This is a genomic window from Blautia sp. AF26-2, from assembly GCF_003460955.1.
GTDB lineage: Bacteria > Bacillota > Clostridia > Lachnospirales > Lachnospiraceae > Fusicatenibacter > Fusicatenibacter saccharivorans.
This window is the reverse complement of the sequence record NZ_QTWD01000010.1, coordinates 15,618-36,186: the sequence shown is the minus strand read 5'-3', so window position 1 is coordinate 36,186 and position 20,569 is coordinate 15,618. Positions and strand designations below refer to the sequence as shown.

The window sequence follows — 20,569 nt, the reverse complement described above, 5'->3', positions numbered from 1 at the left end:
ATTCCACAGAAAAGCCAGACAGAAAAGCGGAAGAAGGGCAGAATAACCAGCTAAAATACATATAAAATTTAAAAATTCAGAAATATATTGTGAAATATGAATAATATACTTGCAAAAAAGCAAAAACTTTAGTAGAATAGTGACTATGATAAGAGGAACGGAAGACGTGAATCTTGATAAAAAGCAGAAAGGCGAATAAGAGCGGCCTTGCAATCTGCAAATTTACTTACATGGGAGGTATTACATATGGACGTTTTTAGAACTGACCGAATCAGAAATGTGGTGCTGCTGGGGCACAGCGGCTCCGGAAAGACAAGTCTGACCGAAGCTATGGCTTATCTTTCCGGTATGACAAACCGTCTCGGAAAAGTGACAGACGGAAATACCGTCAGCGATTTTGACAAAGAAGAAATCAAGCGCAAATGCTCTATTTCCACAACGCTTGTCCCGGTCGTATGGGGGAAAAATAAGATCAATGTTCTGGATACTCCTGGAATGTTTGATTTCGTAGGAGAAGCACAGGAAGCCGCTTCCGCAGCAGATGCCGCTGTAATCGTGGTATCCGGAAAGGCCGGCGTGCAGGTCGGAACCCAGAAAGCATGGGAACTCTGCGAGAAATACAATCTTCCGCGTATGATCTTCGTAACGGAAATGGATCAGGACGATGTCAGCTACCGAGAAGTCGTTGAGCAGCTCACCGAACTGTACGGAAAACGAATCGCACCGCTTCATATGCCTCTGCGTGAAAACGGTAAATTTGTAGGATATATCAATATTGTAAAGAACAAAGGCCGCAGATATATCGAAAAAGATAAAAAAGAAGAATGCCCGATTCCGGATTACTCCGTAGAATATCTGGAGAAGTACCGTGAAACCCTGATGGAATCCGTGGCAGAAACAAGTGAAGAGTTTATGGACCGCTACTTTGGCGGAGAAGAGTTCTCGGTAGCAGAGATTTCCGCAGCGCTTGCCATGAACGTAGGAGACGGCACCATCGTTCCGGTATGCATGGGCTCCCCGGTCAATCTGCAGGGCGTATCGAACCTTCTGGATGATATCTGCGGATACTTCCCGGATCCGTCCACCCGTCCGTGTGCCGGCATCAATCTCAATACGAACGAAATTTTCGAGGCAAATTACGACTTCGCGAAACCGAAGAGCGCGACCATTTTCAAGACGATCGTGGATCCGTTCCTTGGAAAATATTCAATGATTAAGGTTTGCTCCGGCGTTATTAAAAGCGATGATGTGCTCTATAATGTAGATCAGGAATCCGAAGAAAAACTGAGCAAGCTGTACGTGCTCGAAGGCTCCAAGCCGATCGAAGTACCGGAGCTTCATGCAGGAGATATCGGTGCCATCGCAAAACTCGGCGATGCAAGAACCGGCGATTCCCTTGCTACAAAGAACAATCAGGTCCGCTACGGAAAACCGGATGTTTCGACTCCGTACACCGCAAAACGATATAAACCGAAGAACAAAGCCGATGTAGATAAGATCTCCCAGGCATTTGCCAAGATGATGCAGGAAGACCTGACTATGAAGGCAGTCAATGATTCTGCAAACCATCAGACATTGCTGTACGGCATGGGCGACCAGCACATCGATATTATCGTCAGCAAGCTGCTGGAGCGCTACAAAGTAGAAGTAGAGCTGTCCCGTCCGAAGGTAGCCTTCCGCGAGACGATCCGCAAAAATTCGGATGTAGAAGCAAAATACAAAAAACAGTCCGGCGGCCACGGCCAGTACGGTCATGTAAAAATGCGCTTCTCCGCTTCCGGAGATCTCGAGAAACCATACGTTTTCGAGCAGGAAGTTGTCGGCGGCGCCGTTCCGAAGAACTACTTCCCGGCTGTTGAAAAAGGTATCCAGGAAGCCGTACAGAAAGGCCCTCTGGCTGCTTATCCGGTAGTCGGCGTCAAAGCCGTTCTGTATGATGGTTCTTATCATCCGGTAGACTCCTCCGAGATGGCATTCAAGACCGCAGCGATCCAGGCGTTCAAGAAAGGCTTTATGGAAGCATCCCCGGTTCTCCTTGAGCCGATCGTTTCGATGAAGATCACTGTAGACGATAAATACACCGGCGATATCATGGGCGATCTCAACAAACGCCGCGGCCGTGTGCTCGGCATGAATCCGGATCACAAGGGCCATACGATTATCGAGGCTGATGTTCCGGAACTTGAGATCTACGGATACGGCACAACACTCCGCTCCATGACAGGCGGAAGCGGTGATTTCTCCTATGAGTTTGCGAGATATGAGCAGGCTCCGTCCGATATCCAGGCAAAAGAGATTGAGGCAAGAGCTTCGAAGGTTGAAAAAGCAGAAGAATAAAGCTTTATAAAATAGTGTGATAAAACAGAGAAAATCCGGTTTCGGGAGCAGAATTCGCCCGGAAACCGGATTTTTCTGCGGTTTTTGAAGAAAAACGGAGGATATAGGAAAAAATAAATTGTAAAAACAGGGAAAGAGTGATAGAATACAGCTATATGTTCAAATGTGCATGCTGTCCTATGCGGCAGTGTGAGAAAAAAGAACTTTGAACTTGAACATGCAGGAGGTTACCCATGAGTAAAAGATATGAGCCACAGAACATTGAGAAAAAGTGGCAGAAGATCTGGCAGGACGAGAAAGCCTTTGCCGCCACAGATGATTATACAAAACCAAAATACTATGCACTCGTTGAGTTCCCGTATCCGTCAGGACAGGGACTTCACGTAGGCCATCCGCGTCCGTACACCGCACTGGATATCGTAGCCAGAAAGCGCAGAATGCAGGGTTACAACGTTCTGTATCCGATGGGCTGGGATGCATTTGGTCTTCCAACGGAGAACTATGCGATCAAAAACCACATTCATCCGAAGATCGTTACCAAAAACAACGTACATCACTTCAAAGACCAGCTTCAGTCTCTTGGATATTCCTTCGACTGGGAAAGAGAGATCAACACGACGGATCCGGAATACTATCACTGGACCCAGTGGATTTTCCTGAAACTTTTCAAAGCCGGACTGGCATATAAAAAAGAGATGCCGATCAACTGGTGTACTTCCTGTAAGGTAGGCCTTGCAAACGAGGAAGTTGTAAACGGCGTGTGCGAGCGCTGCGGAAGTCCGGTTGTCCGCAAAGTAAAGAGCGAGTGGATGCTGAAGATCACCGAGTATGCAGACAAGCTGATCGACGGTCTGGACGGCGTTGACTATATTGAGCGTGTCAAAACTTCCCAGAAAAACTGGATCGGACGTTCCCACGGAGCAGAGGTTGATTTCTCCCTGAAAGATAAACCGGAGAAGCTGACTATCTACACCACACGCCCGGATACCCTGTTCGGTGTTACGTACATGGTACTCTCCCCGGAGCATCCGTACATCGACCAGTACAAAGATGAGATCAAGAACTGGGATGAGGTCTGCGCATACCGTGAGATGGCAGCCAGAAAATCCGATTTCGAGCGTTCCGAGCTTGCAAAAGACAAGACCGGTGTTATGATCGACGGACTTTCCGCAGTCAACCCGGTTAATGGAAAAGAGATCCCGATCTGGATTTCCGATTATGTACTGATGAGCTACGGCACCGGCGCCATCATGGCAGTACCGGCACACGATGAGCGTGACTGGGAGTTCGCAAAGAAATTCAACATGCCGATCATCGAGGTTGTTGCAGGCGGCGACGTACAGAACGAAGTTTACACCGACGTTGCAGAGGGAACTCTTGTCAACTCCGGTTTCCTGAACGGACTTTCCGTTGCGGAAGCAAAAAAGAAAATTCTTGAGTGGCTCGAAGAGAACCACGTTGGAAAAGCAAAAACAAACTATAAGCTGCGTGACTGGGTATTCTCCCGTCAGCGTTACTGGGGTGAGCCGATTCCGATCGTACACTGCGACAAATGCGGTTATGTTCCGGTTCCGGAAGAATCCCTTCCGCTGGAGCTGCCGGATGTAGAGAGCTACATGCCGACCGATAACGGCGAGTCTCCGCTGGCTGCCATGACAGACTGGGTCAACACCACCTGCCCGTGCTGCGGAGGACCTGCAAAACGTGAGACCGATACCATGCCGCAGTGGGCTGGTTCTTCCTGGTATTACATCCGCTATACCGATCCGAAGAACAAAGAGGCTCTGGCAAGCAAAGAAGCTATGAAATACTGGCTGCCGGTTGACTGGTACAACGGAGGAATGGAGCATACCACCCTTCACCTTCTGTATTCCCGTTTCTGGCATAAATTCCTGTACGATCAGGGCGTAGTTACCTGCCCGGAACCGTATCAGAAACGTACTTCCCACGGAATGATCCTCGGCGAGAACGGCGAGAAGATGAGTAAATCCCGTGGAAACGTTGTCAACCCGGATGATATCGTAGCTGAGTTTGGTGCAGATACCCTGCGTACGTACGAGATGTTCATCGGTGCCTTCGACTTAAGCGCATCCTGGTCTCAGGAAGGCGTAAAAGGATGCCGTCGTTTCCTCGAGCGTGTATGGAAACTGCAGGACAGCCTGGTAGACGGAGATTCCTACTCCAAAGAGCTGGAGTCCAAAATGCACCAGACCATCAAGAAAGTATCCAGCGACTATGAGTCCCTGAAATACAACACAGCGATCGCAGCCATGATGACCCTGGTCAACGAGTTCTACAAAGCCGGAAAAGTAACGAGAAAAGAGTTCGAAACCCTTCTGATCCTGCTGAATCCGGTTGCACCGCATATGACCGAGGAACTGTGGGCAGACCTTGGATATGAAGGTCGTCTGTATCAGACCGCATGGCCGGAGTTTGACGAGGAGAAGACCGTAGAGGCAGTAGCCGAGATCGCTGTTCAGATCAACGGCAAAATGCGCGGAACGATCAAAATCGCCAAAGATGCAGATAAAGAGACCGCAATCGCCGCTGCAAAAGAGGCAGTTGCAGACAAACTGACCGGAAACATCGTAAAAGAAATTTACGTACCGGGAAGAATTGTGAATATTGTTCAGAAATAATAATTATGTAAGCTGAAGAAAGGAGGCTGATTCTTGGAAAAAGAGTCAGTCTCCTTTTGCATAAATATTGCTGTTTAGCAAGGAGGGATACAAAATGGATCTTGAAACAATCAGACAGGAAGCGCGTGCCGTCGCAGAGGAGCTGATTACGACGGCGCAGATGAAACCGGGACAGATTCTGGTAGTGGGATGTTCTTCGAGTGAAATTCACAACAGTAAGCTCGGAACGGATTCCAGCCAGGAGATCGGGCAGGCGGTGTTTGAGGCGCTGTATGCGTGTACGAAGGAGCACGGGCTGTATCTGGCGGCGCAGTGCTGTGAGCATCTGAACCGCGCGGTTGTTCTGGAGCGTGCGGCGGCAGAAAAATACGGTTACGAGCCGGTCTGCGCGGTACCGTGGCTGCATGGCGGCGGATCGTTTGCGATGGCGGCATACTATGGATTGGAGGACGCTGTCACCGTAGAGCGTGTGCAGGCGCATGCAGGTATTGATATCGGTGATGTGCTGATCGGCATGCAGCTGAAGGCAGTAGCCGTTCCGGTCCGGGTATCGCAGAAAACGATCGGAGATGCGCACGTTGTCTGCGCGCGGACAAGACCGAAATACATCGGCGGCGAGCGGACGCATTACACGGAAGATCCGGAGATGAGAAAGTAAGAAACTGTGATTGGTAAATCAAAAAATGTCGTACAGGCGGAGGAAAAATTTCCAACGCTGTACGGCATTTTTGATGTTTGGTTTTACGTTTTATTTCGCTTTTCTCGCTTCCCGTTTTCGCAGGAAGAAAATTTTCTGCTTTCGGTAAAAAGAGGAAATGGAATCCACGAGGATGCTCAAATATCGCAGAACCGGCTCTGTTGCGACAGAGAATACGACCAGCAGCATGATACATTTTCTGGACATATCAGAAATGGCGAACAGCTGGTTCAGATAGGTACTGCAGAAAATGAAGGCAATAATCGAGCCGATCAGGATCGTCCAGCGCATCCAGTTGAGCGGCTTGCTGATCCGGTAGAGAATCATAAAACCGACAATGGCGAGCAGTACGGTGGCAGCGGTCGAAATATCTTCCGAGCCGACCGCAAATTCCTGGCCGAAGACGACGAGTGTTGCGACCATCAAAAAGTCGGTCAGCGCCGCAGGCAGGGCCCGTGTCAGAATGTTCGTGATAAAGTGGCCCGCGATCCGGTTTTTGTTCGGCATTAGCGAGAGCAGGAAGCCTGGAATACCGATCGTAAACATACTGATCAGCGAGATCTGGGACGGCTCCAGCGGATACGTCACCATCGAGATCAGTGAGAAGATGGACAGCAGGAACGAGAAAATGTTCTTTACCAGGAACAGCGTTCCCGAGCGCTGCAGGTTGTTGACAACGCGGCGGCCTTCCAGTACGACAGAAGGCATCTTCGAAAAGTCGTTGTCCAGCAGAACGAGCTGTGCAGCCTGTGCGGCAGCGTCACTTCCGGATGCCATCGCAACGGAGCAGTCGGCATCCTTTAATGCGAGCACATCGTTGACACCATCGCCGGTCATCGCAACGGTCTTGCCGTTTTTCTTTAAAGCCTGGACAAACTGGCGTTTTTGGTCTGGTGTGACACGGCCGAACACGGTGTATTTCAGGATTGCTTCTTCGAGCTCTTCCGGTGTCTTTAGAGTGGAAGCATCAATATAATCCTCTGCGTGTGCAATCCCTGCCTGGCGGGCAACCTCAGATACCGTTACCGGAGTATCACCGGAGATGACCTTGACATGGACACCCTGATCTTCGAAGTAGCGGAACGTTTCCGGTGCTTCTTTTCGGATCGGATTGGAGAGAAGCACGTAGCCAAGCGGCGTGACACGGCCGGAGAGTGCTTTTCCATTCGGTACAGTTTCGGATGTGCCGAAGACGAGGAGACGGAATCCCTTTGAGGTATACGCTTCAATTTCACTCTGATAGCGTGCAAAATCATCGCGGAGAACGAACTCCGGGGCACCGAGCACGTAGGAGACATCCGAAAATGTCACACTGGAATACTTGAATTCCGAGGAGAACGAAGTCATCGAAACGGCAGTTTTGCCGTTGCTGTCTTCAAAATATTCTTTCAGTGCCGCCATAGTAATGTTGTCGTTTGACATGGCAGATGCGAAATCACCGACCGCAAGGGAAAGCTCTTCTTTCTGCAGTGCGGGAGCATTTTTGCCGGATTCTGTATCAGGGACTGAACTGGAGCCGACCAGAATCAGATCATGTACTTTCATATTTGTCTCGGTGATGGTTCCCGTCTTATCGACACAGAGCACGTTGACGCGAGCCAGCGTCTCGATACATTTCATATCATGCACGAGAACCTTCTGCGAAGCCAGCCGCATAACGCTGACGGCAAGGGCAACGCTTGCAAGCAGGTAAAGACCTTCTGGGATCATGCCGAGCACGGCGGCCACCATCGAGGTAATGCTCTCACGGAACGTTTCGTGGGAGACGAAAAACTGCTGGCCGAAGAGCAGAAGACCGATCGGAATGATCAGAATGCCGACAACCTTTACCAGCTTGTTGAGGGAGCGGATCATCTCGGACTGTTCGCCCTCTTTCATGGCCTTTGCCTCGAGGGTCAGACGGGAAATGTAGGAATCTTCACCGACCTGGGTCAGACGGCTCTTGCAGCTTCCGGAGACGATAAAACTTCCGGACATCAGCTCGTCGCCCGGGCGCTTGGTAATCTCATCGGATTCACCGGTAAGCAGCGATTCGTTGACCTGTACCTCACCTTCAAGCACGACGGCATCAGCGCAGATCTGTTTTCCTGCGGTAAATACAACAATATCATCGAGTACGAGATCCTCCGCGGCGAGTGTTACCTCAGCCCCGTCACGGATCGCAGTAGCCTTCGGCGCGTTTAAAACAGACAGCTTTTCCAGCGTCTTTTTCGCCTTGATCTCCTGTACAATACCGATCAGCGTGTTCGCGATGATGACCGGCAGAAACGTAAGATCCCGGAACGAACCGGCAAGGATCAGAAAGATGGCAATAATCAGAAAAATCAGGTTGAAATACGTACAGACATTGCTCTTGACGATCTCGGCCGTTGTCTTGGACGGAGGTTCCACCGCGCGGTTGGTCCAGCCGTTCTCGCGGTACTCGGCAACCTGCTCGGCGGAAAGGCCTTCGGAAGGGTCTGCCTCATAACGCGTCGTTGGAACACGGCGGTGAATGATTTCGGGAATTGTTTTGTTCATAACAGTTATATTCCTCTCCGGCCGTCCTGATAAAGAAGAGACAGCCTCACTGTGGTTTGTTTGAAAAAGATCACGTCTGGAATCTTTTTCCATACTAAGAAGTATACCATAGAGCATCGAAAAAGAAATGAAGGAAGTATTAAATTTTACGAAAAAAAGACTTTTCGCAAAGAGGAACAGATAGGAATGTGCGAAAAGTCTTTTGTATTCTGAATTTAGTCCTGTACTTCCTGAAGATTGCGGATGTTCGGCTCCGCCATCATGGAGTAATTGGTGTAATAAACAACGAAGCCCGGTTTGCTTCCGTTTGGTTTGCGCAGGTTTTTCTTTAAGGTGTAGTCGATTTCCACCTTCGGTGCCTGTCTGCCTTTCGAGTAATAGGCGGCGAGAGCAGCGGCCTCTTCGTAGACGGAATCCGGCAGCTCTTTACCGTTCGTCTTTACGATGACATGGCTGCCCGGCTGGCCTTTCGCGTGGAACCACCAGTCGTTGCCGGAGGCGAATTTAAACGAAAGTTCCTCGTTCTGGAAGTTGTTCTTGCCGACATAAATGTCAAAGCCCTCGGAAGAGCGGTAGTGGAACGGATGGGAGGTGATTTTCTGCTTTTTCCCTGTCGGTCCCTTGCGGCGGATGTAGCCGTACTCGATCAGCTCTTCTTTTAACTGCACCAGATCCGCCTCATCGAGCGCAATATCAAGCGCCGTGCTGATGGATTCGAGATGGTCGATTTCCTCTTTCGTCTCGACAAGAAGTTCCTCGAGTGCCTCACGGGTCCGCTTCAGCTTTCCGTAGCGGTCGAAGTATTTTTTCGCATTTTCGCCGGCAGAGAGCGTTCCGTCGAGCGGAATCGTGATTTCCTCGCCGTTATAGTAATTGACGGCTTTCAGCGAAGTATCGCCCGGCTGGCAGCTGTAGCCGTACGTATTTAAAAGCTCACCGTAAATCCGGTATTTTTCCCGCTTGTCGGTGTCTTTTAACTGCTTCTGCTGCAGGTCGTATTTTTTGACATTCCGTTCGAGTGCGGTATTGACGACACGGCGCAGATCGGAAGATTTCTGACGGATACGGGTGATGCGGTTTTTCATGGCATAGTATGTTTCCAGTACACCGGAGATCGAATCGTATGTTTCCTCCTGCAAATCCTGATACTGCGTCAGTTTCAGTGCGGAAAATTCTTTCGGCTCATCGCCCTGGTATACGATGTTCGGCGTAAATGCGCCGTTTTTGATATCCTCAATCAGATAAGAGAAGGTGCGGAACAGATGAAGCTTCGCATTTTCTTCGAGTGCATTGACCGCAAATCCGCCGTCGATGCCGGCGCGGCAGCAGACTTCCTCCGCCATCAGCGGGCTGAAGCCGGTAAGGGAAGTGTAGATTGCCTTTGCGGCAGCCATTGGTTTCGTGCAGACGAAATCGAAAAATTCTTCTTCTGTGATCGTGAGCGGATCTTTCTTATCCTGCGTGTGCGGAATGAACCAGGTGCGGCCCGGAAGAACCTCACGGACAGAACTCATGTTGGCGGAAATATGTTTGATACTGTCAAGGATCGTATTGTCCTCCTGACAGAAGATCAGGTTGCTGTGTTTTCCCATGATCTCCACAATCAGCTTCTTGCGGCAGATATCGCCGAGTTCGTTCAAATGCTCGAGCTCAAAAATAAGAATACGCTCGAGTCCCGGCTGGGTAACGGAGAGAATGCGGGCGCTGCCGATGTGTTTGCGGAGCAGCATACAGAAATTCGGTGCGGTCATCGGGCCGGGCTTATTGTTGTCCGTCAGGTAGATCAGCGGAAGCGAAGCACTTGCCGAGAGGAGAAGACGGTAAACGGTACGGTTGTTTTTTATTGTAATCATCAGCTCGTCGTTTTCCGGCTGTGCGATCTTGTTGATCTTTCCGCCGACGATGGTCTGATTCAGTTCCTGTGCAATATTTGCAATGGTAATTCCATCAAAAGCCATAGAAAATATCTCCTTTGTTTGAAATTCTGGTATTTTCATTATAATACAGAAAAAAAGATTTGACTAGGCTTTCTGAATGAATTATAATAAATCTGTATGGGTAGATGTATTTTCTGAAAAAGACTTCAGAAGGTACAGGAAAGGACGGATTGTGGCAAAACTGATCAACATCGGATTCGGCAATGTCGTAAATTCGGATAAAATAATAGCAGTGGTGAGTCCCGAGGCGGCGCCCGTCAAGCGTATGGTGCAGCGTGCAAAGGAAAGCAACCGCATCATCGATGCGACGCAGGGAAGACGCACGAAAGCAGTGCTCATCACCGGAGAAGAATTTATCATCCTTTCGGCTTTGCAGCCGGAAACGATCAGCCGCAGATTCAACGGCGGCTGGGAAACAGAAAAAGAGCGAGGGGAATCTGAAAATGAGTAGAGGAATACTTACTGTAGTATCCGGTTTTTCCGGAGCAGGAAAAGGAACACTGATGAAACGCCTGATGGAGGAGTACGACAACTATGCGCTGTCCATCTCCGTCACCACAAGAGACCCGCGTCCGGGCGAGGAAGACGGCGTATCGTACTTTTTCCGTACAGAAGAAGAGTTTGACCGCATGGTAGAAGAGGATGCCTTCCTCGAGTATGCGCGTTACGTAAAACATTCCTACGGAACGCCGAAGGCATACGTAGAGGAGCAGCTGGATGCCGGAAAAGATGTTCTGCTTGAGATTGAAATCCAGGGAGCACTTCAGGTCAAGGAAAAACGTCCGGACACCCTTCTTGTGTTCATCACACCGCCGACCGCCGAGGAGCTGGAACGACGCCTCCGGGGACGCGGAACGGAAACAGAAGAAGTCATCAAAGGCAGAATGGAGCGTGCAAAAGAGGAAGCACAGGGCATGGACCAGTACGATTATGTCCTGATCAACGACGACCTCGAAACCTGCGTAAAACAGATGCATGAGACCATTCAGAGCCAGCATTTCATGAGCAGCAACCAGAAAGACTTTATCGAACAGATGAAAAAAAGTCTGGAAAAATAGAAAGGAGCATTTATTATGATTCATCCATCTTATCAGGAACTGATTGCAACTATTAACGAGGGCCAGGATCTGGACGAGGCACCGGTTGTCAGCAGCCGTTACTCTCTGGTACTTGCAACAAGCAAACGTGCAAGACAGATCATCGGCGGAGCTGAACCGCTTGTAAAAGTGAAAAAAGGCATGAAACCGCTTTCCATCGCCGTAGAGGAGATGTACAAAGGAGAGGTTACAATCCTTCCGGAATCTGAAGTTGAAGCGGAAGAGGAAACAAAAGAGGAGCCAGTAATTGAATAATATGAAAATTCTGTTTATTTCCCTTGGATGCGATAAAAACCTGGTAGATTCCGAGCATATGCTGGGTCTTCTGGTAGAGCATGGCTTCGAGATCACCGATTCCGAGGAAGATGCAGAGGTTATCGTGATAAACACATGCTGCTTTATCCACGACGCCAAAGAAGAAAGCATTCAAAATATTCTTGAAATGGCGAAGTACCGTACAGCGGGAAGCTGTAAGGTTCTTCTGGTAACGGGCTGTATGGCAGAGCGCTACCGCGATGAAATCATTGAGGAGATTCCGGAGGTTGACGCCGTACTTGGAACGAACAGCTATGACAAAATCCTGGATGCCATTCAGGATGTCCTCGGCGGCGACCGCTTCCAGGAGTATGCCGATCTGAAAGGACTGCCGAAAATTGACGCACAGCGCGTTGTAACGACAGGCGGCCATTACGAATATCTGAAAATTGCAGAGGGCTGTGACAAGCACTGTACCTACTGCATCATTCCGAAGCTGCGCGGACCGTACCGCTCCGTTCCGATGGAGGAACTGATAGCAGAAGCGAAGACGATGGCAGAACAGGGTGTCAAAGAGCTCGTTCTCGTTGCGCAGGAGACAACCATTTATGGTATCGATCTGTACGGAAAGCCGTCTCTCCACCTTCTGTTAAAAGAGCTCTGCAAAATTCCGGAGCTCTACTGGATCCGGATTCTGTACTGCTATCCGGAGGACATCTATCCGGAACTCGTTCAGACGATGAAGGAAGAGCCGAAAGTCTGTCACTACCTGGATCTGCCAATTCAGCATGCCAACGATGAGATCCTGCGCCGCATGGGTCGCAGAACCTCCAAACAGGAGCTGATCGACAAAATTGATTTTCTGAGAAGCGAGATGCCGGATATCACACTGCGCACCACGCTGATCACAGGATTCCCAGGAGAGACAAAAGAGCAGCACAAAGAACTCCTCGAGTTTATCAACGACATGGAGTTCGACCGTCTCGGCGTATTCACCTACTCTCCGGAGGAGGGAACACCGGCTGCTGCGATGGAGCATCAGATCGACGAGGAGGTAAAACTGGACCGTCAGGCAGAACTGATGGAGCTGCAGCAGGATATCTCTGCAGAACTCGGCGAGCGCAGGATCGGCCAGGAGCTTCTTGTTATGATCGAGGGCAAAGTGGCGGATGAGGATGCTTATGTGGGCAGAAGCCAGGCGGACGCACCGGGTGTAGACGGCTATGTATTTGTCAATACACCGGAAACACTCGTATCCGGCGATTTCGTAAGAGTGAAAATTACCGGCGCTCTGGAATATGATCTGATAGGAGAGATAAGCCAATGAATTTACCAAACAAATTAACGATTCTGCGGGTAATTATGATTCCGTTTTTCGTGTTCTTCCTGCTGTCTGGCGTGGGCGGAAGCGCGTCCAAATGGATTGCACTGGTAATCTTTGCCGCTGCCAGCATCACGGATACTCTGGACGGCTACATTGCAAGACGTGACAATCTGATTACCGATTTCGGAAAGTTTATGGATCCGCTGGCAGATAAGCTGCTGGTATGCTCTGCACTGATCTGCTTTGTAGAGCTGGACAAGCTTCCGGCGTGGATGGTTATTATTATCATCGCAAGAGAATTTATCATCAGCGGTTTCCGCCTGGTTGCTTCGGACAATGGAATTGTCATCGCAGCAAGCTGGTGGGGAAAATCGAAAACAATCAGCCAGATGATTATGATCATTCTTCTGATCGCCGACATTCCGGCACTTTCCGTGCTGAATACCGTGCTGATCTGGGTTGCACTGATTCTGACCGTTGTTTCTCTGATTGATTACCTGGTAAAAAATAAAAACGTGCTTTCCATGCAGAACTAGGCAGGAAAAAGCACAGAATAAAAACGCTGACCGGTTTGGGATTCCAGACCGGCAGCGTTTTTTGGTTTGTAGTTTTTCAGCGTTTTTTCCCGGAAGCAGCGGAGCGGAAGAGGCGTACCATCTGGTCAATTTTTGCCGCTTCCTGTTTGGATTTTCCGGCTTTGATGGCAGAGATGATCAGGTCCGCCTCGGAGGCGGAAAACTGTGCGCCGCCCTGATTTCCCTGCATCAGGGAGAAAAGAAACGGCATCATTTCCGCCTGGGATTTTCCGCGGCTCTGAGAGGCCATCTGCTGCAGTGCCTGAAGCCGGGCGAAGTCAATTCCGGAAAGAGATGGGTCATGTGACCAGTCGTTTTGCCTATCATCCGAACTCATAGCAGATCCTCCTCATTTCCGGGATTTATATTCTGAAGCATCTGGACCATCTGCATGGTCTGAAACATCTGGGAGAGAAGATCCCGCTGCGGACCGGCGGCAAAACGGGAAATATCCTGCAGCATCTCAAGCGGAGAGACGTGCGGGGCATCAACAGACATCATGGAAAGGTCGGCCGGACGGGAAAAAAGCTGAATGGTCCGCTGGAGCTCGAGCCATTTGCTCAAAATCGCAAGGGAGGGCTGCAGGCCGAAGGAGGCGTAGGGAATGGCAGCCTTCAGCATCTGAAGCTGATCCTGTGCGATCATCTGGTCCAGCGGTGTCATCTGTTCCACATTTTGTTCCTGTTCCTGATTCAAATTAAGATCCTTCCTGGCAGCATTCCTGCATTTGTCTTTTTATTTCTCTTTATCTTATGTTCCAGGCTGGAAAAAATGACAGAAGGCGGGAAAAAACATATGATAAGAGGAAGAAAGAAAAAGGAGACCGCCGGAAAATGGATGGAAAAGAAACAGCAAAAAGAAAACAGGTACTCGAAGGGAATGCCTTTTATGAAATAGATCTGGAATGTATGAGGAAAAAAGAAAAAAGAGAAGAGATGGAAAAGCGGGAAAGAGAGGCACGGAAACCGAAACGGTTTCGCTGAAAGAGAATTCTGGTGAAAAAAAGCCCCGGGGCGGTTGATCCGCACCCGGGGCTTTTTCTGCCCGAACATCTGGGAGGACTGAAAAAAGGTCAGCAGCCGCATCCACAGTTATTGCTGTTGCCGCATCCACAGCCGTTGTTGTTCCATCCGCCGCAGCAGAACAGAAGAATCAGAACGAGCCAGCAGTCGGAATTGCAGCCATTGTTGTTGTTTCCGCATCCACATCCGCCGCAGCAGGAGAGGAGAAGCAGAATCCAGATAATACTGCAGCCATTGTTTCCGAACAGGTTGTTGTTGGAAACACTGCATCCATTATCGCAGCCACAGCCGTTGTCACATCCGCATCCACAGTTTGTAGCAGCTAAATCACTCATGTTTGTTCCTCCAAAGGAATCATTTTGCTTACAATTCATGATATGAAAAACTGCCGGGCGGGGTTACTCTTAAAGAGAAAAATTCAAAGACCCTACAGACTGCGTCCCTGAAAATCAAAAAGCTCTTTCACCGGAATGTCAAGTGCCTCAGCGATATCGAACAGAAGATTCAACGAAATAGAGGTTTTTGTATTTGGCGCTTCGATGTTGCTCATATGGGTACGACTGATATGTACCGCCTCGGCAAGTTCGGCCTGCGTCATTCCTTTTGCTCTTCGGTAGTAGGCAATCGTAAGTCCAAGAAGGCGAAGATCGTTCAAGCGTTCGTAATTCATAGTCAGGAATCCCCCTTTTAGTTTTATAAATATAATGATAATACGTAATGATACAACGGAAAACAATCAAAAACAAGGCACTTGCACATTAAAAGTTTGCATCAACAAACGGATATACCATAGAAGCAAACCTGTGAGCGGGAAAATCAGTTTGTCATAAGGCTTAGAAAGCTCTGATATAACTGCAATCTTCCGTATCCCCACTCGCGGCTTGGATAAGTAATGGTATCAGTTCGGCCAGCGCCGCGGATCAGATAGTTTTTCAGCTCCTGCGCCGTAAAATAGCGGGATGGGGTGCGTTGAATGCCCCATTGCAGGAAGAGAGCGGCAGCACCGGATGTAATAGCAGCGGACGCGCTTGCGCCGCTCCGGTTTTCGTAGGAGCCTGCCGGTCCCGGTCCGGTGACGGAAATCCCGGGGGAAGCAAAATCGGGTTTGATTTCACCAAGCCGGGTAAAGCCGCGTCCGGATTCCGGTGAAAAACTGTTATTGGATGCCTGATAGGTGGAGGGAGACAGAACGGGAACGGTGGCGGAGGGTGTCGTCAGTGTCGTGTACGGGTCGGGTTCCAGAAAGATCACATCGGAAGTGGAAAATCCGGTAATCGGAAGCCAGACGTGGAAATCGGGCGGGGAAGGAAAGGCGCGGTAAACCTGAAGTGTCCAGATGCCGGGCGTCGGATCCAGCATGCGGATCAGGATGAGCTGGCTGCCGGTCGTCGTCTGAACGACTTCGTAGTTGACGTAGATGACGGTGCGTTCCAGAACAAAGGTGATCCTCTGTTCCTGAGTCAAAGAGACGGGAATCCGCGGAATCGTTTCTCCGCCGGGAGAGCGGAATCCGACGGAAAAAAGCTGCGGAACCTGTCCCCAGAACTCCAGGACAAAACCGCGGCTGCCTTCGGAAACGAGAAACTCCACATTTTTCGGGGAGTCATTTTCGGATACGGAGCCATAATAATGGTGAGCGGCGTTTCCCTCGTTGCCGGTGGCGCAGACCGGAATAATGCCCGGCGTATTTCCGTAGCGCGCCAGCGTCAGAGCGATGGGAAGGGTTCCGGAATGACTTCCCTGATTTGTTCCAAGTGCCAGACAGATGACCAGTGGTTTTCCCTCCCTGGCTGCGACTTCGTTTAGAAAACGCATCGCAGAGAGAAGATCATCTTCTTCAAAGACAGGAGCATTGGTGGAGACAAGATAAAAGTCTTTCAGATTCTGTTTCGCCGGTTTTAACTTAACAACAGCGAAATCGGCTTCCGGTGCAGCACCGAGAAAGCCGGCGGACGCATTCGGAGTACCGCCAGCGACTCCGGCGACGTATGTTCCGTGTCCGTCCGGATCCGTGACCGGAACGACAGAAAGAGGATCCCTGCTTCGAAGCGCATCGTCAAGGTCTGACTTTTCGTAGAGACTGCCATAGGGAAACTGCGGCGGCGGTGTGCCTGTGCGGTCGGTCTGATCCCAGATGGAAAGAATCCGGCTCTGACCGTTGCTGCGCAGAAAGGCGGGGTGGCGGTAATCGATGCCGGTGTCCAGAAAACCCAGGATTACATTTTTGCCGGTATACCCGCCGCCGTAGAGATTCTGCGTCTGTACAATGCCGGAGACTTCTAAAGAGAGGGTGGAAAGCGGCGTGAAAAGTTTCGGGAGTCCGGTAAAAAGAATTTCACCAAAGAGATTTTCCGGGAGCAGGCTGCGCTCGAGAAAGAGAACGGAATACTGCGAATTCAGTGTAAGAAGGGCACTGGATTCCGGAAAGAGCATCTGGTACCGCTCGGACTGTGCCACGTAATTCTGAATCAGAATGTTGATGTAATCGTTGGAATAGATGATGTCCGTAAGATCCATAAAGAGATCCTTTGTTTTTGAAGGTATTGTATGCAAACCATACAGAAAAGTATGCATGCTCAAAAAAGAAATCCCCCTACCGGGTGCAAGATCTGCACGGTAAGGGGAAAGAAAACGAAATCAGCTTTCCAGAAGAGCGCTGATATCCTGCTTTGGTACTTCCATCGGATAATGACTGTCGAAGCATGCACGACAGATCGGCAGGTCACCGACCATGTTCTGGAGCTTTTCGATCGGCATGTAGCCCAGGGAGTCCGCTCCGATCTGCTGGCGGATTTCCTCGGTGGAATGGGAGCTTGCGATCAACTGCTTGTTGGAAGGCACATCGGTTCCAAAATAGCATGGATACAGGAACGGCGGGGAACTGATACGGACATGAACCTCGGTCGCACCGGCTTTTCGCAGCATCGTAATCAGATTCGAAATCGTTGTTCCGCGGACAATGGAATCGTCAACGAGGACAATTCGTTTTCCTTTTACGACGGATTCCAGAACACTCAGCTTGATTTTTACGCTGGATTCCCGTTCCTTTTGTGTCGGTTTGATAAAGGTACGGCCGACATAGCTGTTTTTGTGGAAGGCAAGACCGAACGGAATGCCGGATTCTTCGGAATAGCCTTTTGCGGAGGCAAGTCCGGAGTCCGGAACGCCGCAGACAAGATCTGCGTCAACCGGATAGGTCTTTGCAAGCGTTGCGCCGCCGCGGATTCTGGCTTCATAGACACTGATGTTGTCTATTTTGCTGTCGAGGCGGGCAAAATAAATATATTCAAAAATACAATGCGCTTTTTTTACGTCAACCGGCATAAATTCGGATTTCAGATTTCCGGTTTTGTCAAACGTTACAATTTCTCCCGGAGCGACATCGCGGACGAATTCAGCGCCGATCGAAGTGAGGGCGCAGCTTTCCGAGGCGAGAACCCAGGCGTTGTCCCGCTTTCCGATGCAGAGCGGTTTTAAGCCGTATGGGTCGCGCACGCCGATGAGTTTTCTCGGGCTCATGATGACAAGGGCATAGGCGCCGCGGATTTCTTTTACCGTGCGCAGAATCGCTTCTTCTACCGTTTTGGAATGAACGCGTTCCCGCGCAATGCCGTAGGCGATGATTTCAGAGTCAATCGAAGTGTGAAAAATTGCGCCGGTGTTTTCCATCTGCTCGCGCAGTTCCATAGCGTTGACCAGATTTCCGTTGTGCGCAAGGGCGAGGGAGCCTTTCAGATAATTCAGAACGAGCGGCTGTGCATTCTCTACGGTAGTGGAACCGGTGGTAGAGTACCGGACATGGCCGATGCCGATATTGCCGGACAGCTCTTCTAATTTGGATTCTTTGAAAACTTCGTTGACAAGGCCAAGGCCTTTGTAGGATTTCACATGGCCCTTTGGACCGCTGGTGTCAGAGACGGCAATTCCGCAGGACTCTTGTCCTCTGTGCTGCAGGGCGGAAAGGCCATAGTAGATCGAAGGACTGACGTCGGCACCATCCAGATCGTAAATGCCGAAAACACCACATTCCTCCCGGAGACCGGTATCATAACAATTGTTTGACGATGGCTGCATAGGTATTCTCCTTTTTTCAGTTGTAGACCTGCATGTTTTAAAAACATTGATTATCATACTCATTTTTGCGGATGATGTCAAGAAAATCGTGATATGTATAAAATATGGTGCAGAAATTTAGGATTTCGTGGAAAATGTCGAAAATAATAAAAAATAGTAAAAAAAAGTTGCAGGAAATTCGAGATGTGTTATAATCGTTTTTGATTTTGAATGAAAGCCCCGGACAGCAGCTATGGATGAGCCATGCTTGCATGAGCGAATTCATAGATATTGGCCGGGCAAGACGACATGAGTAAGTAGGGCGATAGCCCGGATTACGAATGTTGTCAGCAGTTGCGGGAGCGACGCAGGCGCGGAGTAACTGGCTTTCATCATAGAGATGTCGCCGGCAGGCGACATTTCCTTTTAGAGAAACTTGTGACGGAAAAGAAAATATCAGAAGAGAAAAACAGGAGGAAATCAATATGGCAGTAAAATATGTCTTTGTGACAGGCGGAGTAGTCTCCGGCCTTGGAAAGGGAATCACGGCGGCGTCCCTTGGACGGCTTTTAAAAGCCCGAGGATACAAAGTGACGATGCAGAAATTTGACCCGTACATCAACGTTGACCCGGGTACGATGAACCCGATTCAGCACGGCGAGGTTTTCGTTACCGATGACGGCACAGAGACAGACCTCGATCTCGGCCACTACGAGCGTTTCATCGACGAGAGCCTGGATAAAAATTCCAACGTGACGACCGGAAAAGTATACTGGTCTGTTCTGCAGAAAGAACGCCACGGTGATTTCGGCGGAGGCACCGTACAGGTCATTCCGCACATTACAAACGAAATCAAGAGCCGTTTCTACCGCGGAAAAGAAGTAGACGAGGAGCGTATTGCCATCATTGAGGTCGGCGGAACCGTCGGCGATATCGAGAGCCAGCCGTTTTTGGAGGCAATCCGCCAGTTCCAGCACGATGTCGGACATGAGAACGCTATCCTGATCCACGTTACCCTGATTCCATATTTGAAAGCTTCCGGCGAAATGAAGACGAAACCGACGCAGGCGAGCGTAAAAGAGCTGCAGGGAATCGGTATTCAGCCGGATGTCATTGTATGTCGGTCCGAGCATCCGCTGACCACCGAGATCAAAGATAAAATTGCTCTGTTCTGCAACGTTCCGTCAAGCCATGTTCTGCAGAACCTGGACGTGGAGTATCTGTATGAAGCTCCGCTTGCCATGGAGAAAGAGAACCTGGCGCAGGTTGTCTGCGAGAGCCTTCACCTTCCATGCCCGGAACCGGATCTGTCCGACTGGACCCATATGGTAGAAGCACTCCGCCATCCGAACAAAGAGGTGACGATTGCGCTCGTCGGAAAGTATATCCAGCTGCATGATGCATACCTGAGCGTTGTTGAGGCATTAAAACACGGCGGAATTGCAAGCCATGCAAACGTACACCTGAAATGGGTGGATTCCGAGCTGGTAACCGAGGAGAACGTGGCAGAGTATCTGAGCGATGTGGACGGTGTTCTGGTACCGGGCGGATTCGGAAACCGCGGTATCGAAGGCATGATCACAGCGATTCGATATGCAAGAGAGAACAAGATTCCGTTCCTCGGCCTCTGCCTCGGCATGCAGCTGACGATTGTTGAATATGCAAGAAACGTTCTCGGTTACCACGACGCACACAGCATCGAGATGAACCCGAACACCATGCACCCGGTGATCGCACTGATGCCGGATCAGGATGGAATCGAGGATATCGGCGGTACGTTACGTCTCGGCGCATATCCATGCGTCCTGGCAGACGGATCGAAGGCACAGGAGCTGTACGGCAAGAAAGAGATCTCTGAGCGGCATCGTCACCGCTATGAGGTCAACAACGATTTCCGGAAAGCACTGACCGAAAACGGCATGGTTCTCTCCGGTGTATCACCAGATGGAAGAATTGTCGAGATGGTCGAGCTTTCGGATCATCCGTTCTACATTGCAACCCAGGCGCATCCGGAATTCAAATCCCGTCCGAACCGTCCGCATCCGCTGTTCCGCGGCCTGATTGCAGCAGCAGCCGAGTACCATGCAGCGAAATAATGGATCGAAAGTGTAGA

The 20,569-nt window shown here is 50.0% G+C and carries 18 protein-coding genes; 10 read left to right on the top strand and 8 right to left on the bottom strand.

Translation table 11 applies throughout. The features are described 5' to 3' along the window. The first annotated feature begins 246 nt into the window (after positions 1 to 246). The 3 genes from DWY63_RS13280 to DWY63_RS13270 all read left to right on the top strand — a co-directional run bounded on the left by DWY63_RS13280 (position 247) and on the right by DWY63_RS13270 (position 5,634). Positions 247 to 2,337 carry an elongation factor G gene (locus tag DWY63_RS13280; RefSeq protein WP_022461417.1) on the top strand — a complete coding sequence of 697 codons (2,091 nt, stop codon included), beginning with the start codon at positions 247 to 249 and terminating at the stop codon, positions 2,335 to 2,337. A gap of 233 nt (positions 2,338 to 2,570) precedes the next feature. After that, on the top strand, positions 2,571 to 4,976 hold the full coding sequence (gene leuS, locus DWY63_RS13275) for a leucine--tRNA ligase (protein ID WP_117802409.1): 2,406 nt from the start codon (positions 2,571 to 2,573) through the stop codon (positions 4,974 to 4,976). A 94-nt stretch (positions 4,977 to 5,070) separates the two neighbouring features. Next, positions 5,071 to 5,634, top strand: coding sequence for a TIGR01440 family protein (locus DWY63_RS13270; protein ID WP_117802408.1), 564 nt, complete (start codon positions 5,071 to 5,073; stop codon positions 5,632 to 5,634). Between the two features lie 90 nt (positions 5,635 to 5,724). Here the strand turns inward: DWY63_RS13270 and DWY63_RS13265 are convergent, their stop codons facing one another. Next, positions 5,725 to 8,193, bottom strand: coding sequence for a cation-translocating P-type ATPase (locus tag DWY63_RS13265; protein WP_117802407.1), 2,469 nt, complete (start codon positions 8,191 to 8,193; stop codon positions 5,725 to 5,727). Between the two features lie 215 nt (positions 8,194 to 8,408). Further along, positions 8,409 to 10,151: an Rqc2 family fibronectin-binding protein gene (locus DWY63_RS13260; protein WP_117802406.1), complete on the bottom strand. Its 1,743-nt coding sequence runs from the start codon at positions 10,149 to 10,151 to the stop codon at positions 8,409 to 8,411. A gap of 151 nt (positions 10,152 to 10,302) precedes the next feature. On the opposite strand from DWY63_RS13260, the gene DWY63_RS13255 reads away from it, so the two are divergent. From DWY63_RS13255 to pgsA, 5 genes are read left to right on the top strand one after another with little or no spacing between them, the layout of a single operon-like run. After that, complete coding sequence (locus tag DWY63_RS13255; RefSeq protein ID WP_055218332.1) at positions 10,303 to 10,581, top strand: DUF370 domain-containing protein; 279 nt, start codon at positions 10,303 to 10,305, stop codon at positions 10,579 to 10,581. Beyond that, positions 10,574 to 11,188 carry a guanylate kinase gene (gene gmk / locus DWY63_RS13250; RefSeq protein WP_022461423.1) on the top strand — a complete coding sequence of 205 codons (615 nt, stop codon included), beginning with the start codon at positions 10,574 to 10,576 and terminating at the stop codon, positions 11,186 to 11,188. Before DWY63_RS13255 ends, gmk begins: the two co-directional genes overlap by 8 nt. A gap of 15 nt (positions 11,189 to 11,203) precedes the next feature. Continuing rightward, positions 11,204 to 11,482: a DNA-directed RNA polymerase subunit omega gene (gene rpoZ / locus DWY63_RS13245; RefSeq protein ID WP_022461424.1), complete on the top strand. Its 279-nt coding sequence runs from the start codon at positions 11,204 to 11,206 to the stop codon at positions 11,480 to 11,482. A 1-nt stretch (position 11,483) separates the two neighbouring features. Beyond that, a complete protein-coding gene (gene rimO, locus DWY63_RS13240; protein ID WP_117802405.1) occupies positions 11,484 to 12,809 on the top strand; it encodes a 30S ribosomal protein S12 methylthiotransferase RimO in 1,326 nt (441 codons plus the stop codon). Beyond that, complete coding sequence (gene pgsA / locus DWY63_RS13235; protein WP_055228244.1) at positions 12,806 to 13,342, top strand: CDP-diacylglycerol--glycerol-3-phosphate 3-phosphatidyltransferase; 537 nt, start codon at positions 12,806 to 12,808, stop codon at positions 13,340 to 13,342. The genes rimO and pgsA overlap by 4 nt, the downstream gene beginning before the upstream one ends. Before the next feature lie 76 nt (positions 13,343 to 13,418). On the opposite strand, the gene DWY63_RS13230 is transcribed toward pgsA, so the two are convergent. Together DWY63_RS13230 and DWY63_RS13225 are read right to left on the bottom strand one after the other, a co-directional pair. Beyond that, positions 13,419 to 13,718, bottom strand: coding sequence for a hypothetical protein (locus tag DWY63_RS13230; RefSeq protein WP_117802404.1), 300 nt, complete (start codon positions 13,716 to 13,718; stop codon positions 13,419 to 13,421). Further along, entirely contained in the window at positions 13,715 to 14,077 is a 363-nt protein-coding gene (locus DWY63_RS13225; RefSeq protein WP_055217741.1) for a hypothetical protein, read from the bottom strand. The genes DWY63_RS13230 and DWY63_RS13225 overlap by 4 nt, the downstream gene beginning before the upstream one ends. 137 nt (positions 14,078 to 14,214) lie before the next feature. On the opposite strand from DWY63_RS13225, the gene DWY63_RS18200 reads away from it, so the two are divergent. Further along, entirely contained in the window at positions 14,215 to 14,364 is a 150-nt protein-coding gene (locus DWY63_RS18200) for a hypothetical protein (protein WP_172680771.1), read from the top strand. 89 nt (positions 14,365 to 14,453) lie between these two features. On the opposite strand, the gene DWY63_RS13220 is transcribed toward DWY63_RS18200, so the two are convergent. The 4 genes from DWY63_RS13220 to purF form a co-directional block, all read right to left on the bottom strand. Next, complete coding sequence (locus tag DWY63_RS13220) at positions 14,454 to 14,738, bottom strand: chorion class high-cysteine HCB protein 13 (protein WP_117802403.1); 285 nt, start codon at positions 14,736 to 14,738, stop codon at positions 14,454 to 14,456. 92 nt (positions 14,739 to 14,830) lie between these two features. Next, positions 14,831 to 15,073, bottom strand: a complete 243-nt coding sequence (locus tag DWY63_RS13215) for a helix-turn-helix transcriptional regulator (protein WP_022462361.1) — start codon at positions 15,071 to 15,073, stop codon at positions 14,831 to 14,833. Positions 15,074 to 15,219: 146 nt separating this feature from the next. Next, on the bottom strand, positions 15,220 to 16,920 hold the full coding sequence (locus DWY63_RS13210) for a S8 family peptidase (protein ID WP_158565941.1): 1,701 nt from the start codon (positions 16,918 to 16,920) through the stop codon (positions 15,220 to 15,222). A gap of 120 nt (positions 16,921 to 17,040) precedes the next feature. Further along, on the bottom strand, positions 17,041 to 18,477 hold the full coding sequence (purF, locus tag DWY63_RS13205) for an amidophosphoribosyltransferase (RefSeq protein ID WP_117761558.1): 1,437 nt from the start codon (positions 18,475 to 18,477) through the stop codon (positions 17,041 to 17,043). 464 nt (positions 18,478 to 18,941) lie between these two features. Here purF and DWY63_RS13200 point away from each other — a divergent pair, with 464 nt between their 5' ends. Then, positions 18,942 to 20,552: a CTP synthase gene (locus tag DWY63_RS13200; protein WP_117802401.1), complete on the top strand. Its 1,611-nt coding sequence runs from the start codon at positions 18,942 to 18,944 to the stop codon at positions 20,550 to 20,552. The last annotated feature ends 17 nt before the right edge of the window (positions 20,553 to 20,569 follow it).

Coding starts and splice junctions, on each gene's coding strand:
- leuS (WP_117802409.1), top strand. CDS start 2,571: ATGAGTAAAAGATATGAGCCACAGAACATTGAGAAAAAGTGGCAGAAG.
- purF (WP_117761558.1), bottom strand. CDS start 18,477: ATGCAGCCATCGTCAAACAATTGTTATGATACCGGTCTCCGGGAGGAA.
- DWY63_RS13210 (WP_158565941.1), bottom strand. CDS start 16,920: ATGGATCTTACGGACATCATCTATTCCAACGATTACATCAACATTCTG.
- rimO (WP_117802405.1), top strand. CDS start 11,484: ATGAAAATTCTGTTTATTTCCCTTGGATGCGATAAAAACCTGGTAGAT.
- DWY63_RS13265 (WP_117802407.1), bottom strand. CDS start 8,193: ATGAACAAAACAATTCCCGAAATCATTCACCGCCGTGTTCCAACGACG.
- DWY63_RS18200 (WP_172680771.1), top strand. CDS start 14,215: ATGGATGGAAAAGAAACAGCAAAAAGAAAACAGGTACTCGAAGGGAAT.
- pgsA (WP_055228244.1), top strand. CDS start 12,806: ATGAATTTACCAAACAAATTAACGATTCTGCGGGTAATTATGATTCCG.
- DWY63_RS13215 (WP_022462361.1), bottom strand. CDS start 15,073: ATGAATTACGAACGCTTGAACGATCTTCGCCTTCTTGGACTTACGATT.
- rpoZ (WP_022461424.1), top strand. CDS start 11,204: ATGATTCATCCATCTTATCAGGAACTGATTGCAACTATTAACGAGGGC.
- DWY63_RS13220 (WP_117802403.1), bottom strand. CDS start 14,738: ATGAGTGATTTAGCTGCTACAAACTGTGGATGCGGATGTGACAACGGC.
- DWY63_RS13260 (WP_117802406.1), bottom strand. CDS start 10,151: ATGGCTTTTGATGGAATTACCATTGCAAATATTGCACAGGAACTGAAT.
- DWY63_RS13200 (WP_117802401.1), top strand. CDS start 18,942: ATGGCAGTAAAATATGTCTTTGTGACAGGCGGAGTAGTCTCCGGCCTT.
- DWY63_RS13230 (WP_117802404.1), bottom strand. CDS start 13,718: ATGAGTTCGGATGATAGGCAAAACGACTGGTCACATGACCCATCTCTT.
- gmk (WP_022461423.1), top strand. CDS start 10,574: ATGAGTAGAGGAATACTTACTGTAGTATCCGGTTTTTCCGGAGCAGGA.
- DWY63_RS13270 (WP_117802408.1), top strand. CDS start 5,071: ATGGATCTTGAAACAATCAGACAGGAAGCGCGTGCCGTCGCAGAGGAG.
- DWY63_RS13280 (WP_022461417.1), top strand. CDS start 247: ATGGACGTTTTTAGAACTGACCGAATCAGAAATGTGGTGCTGCTGGGG.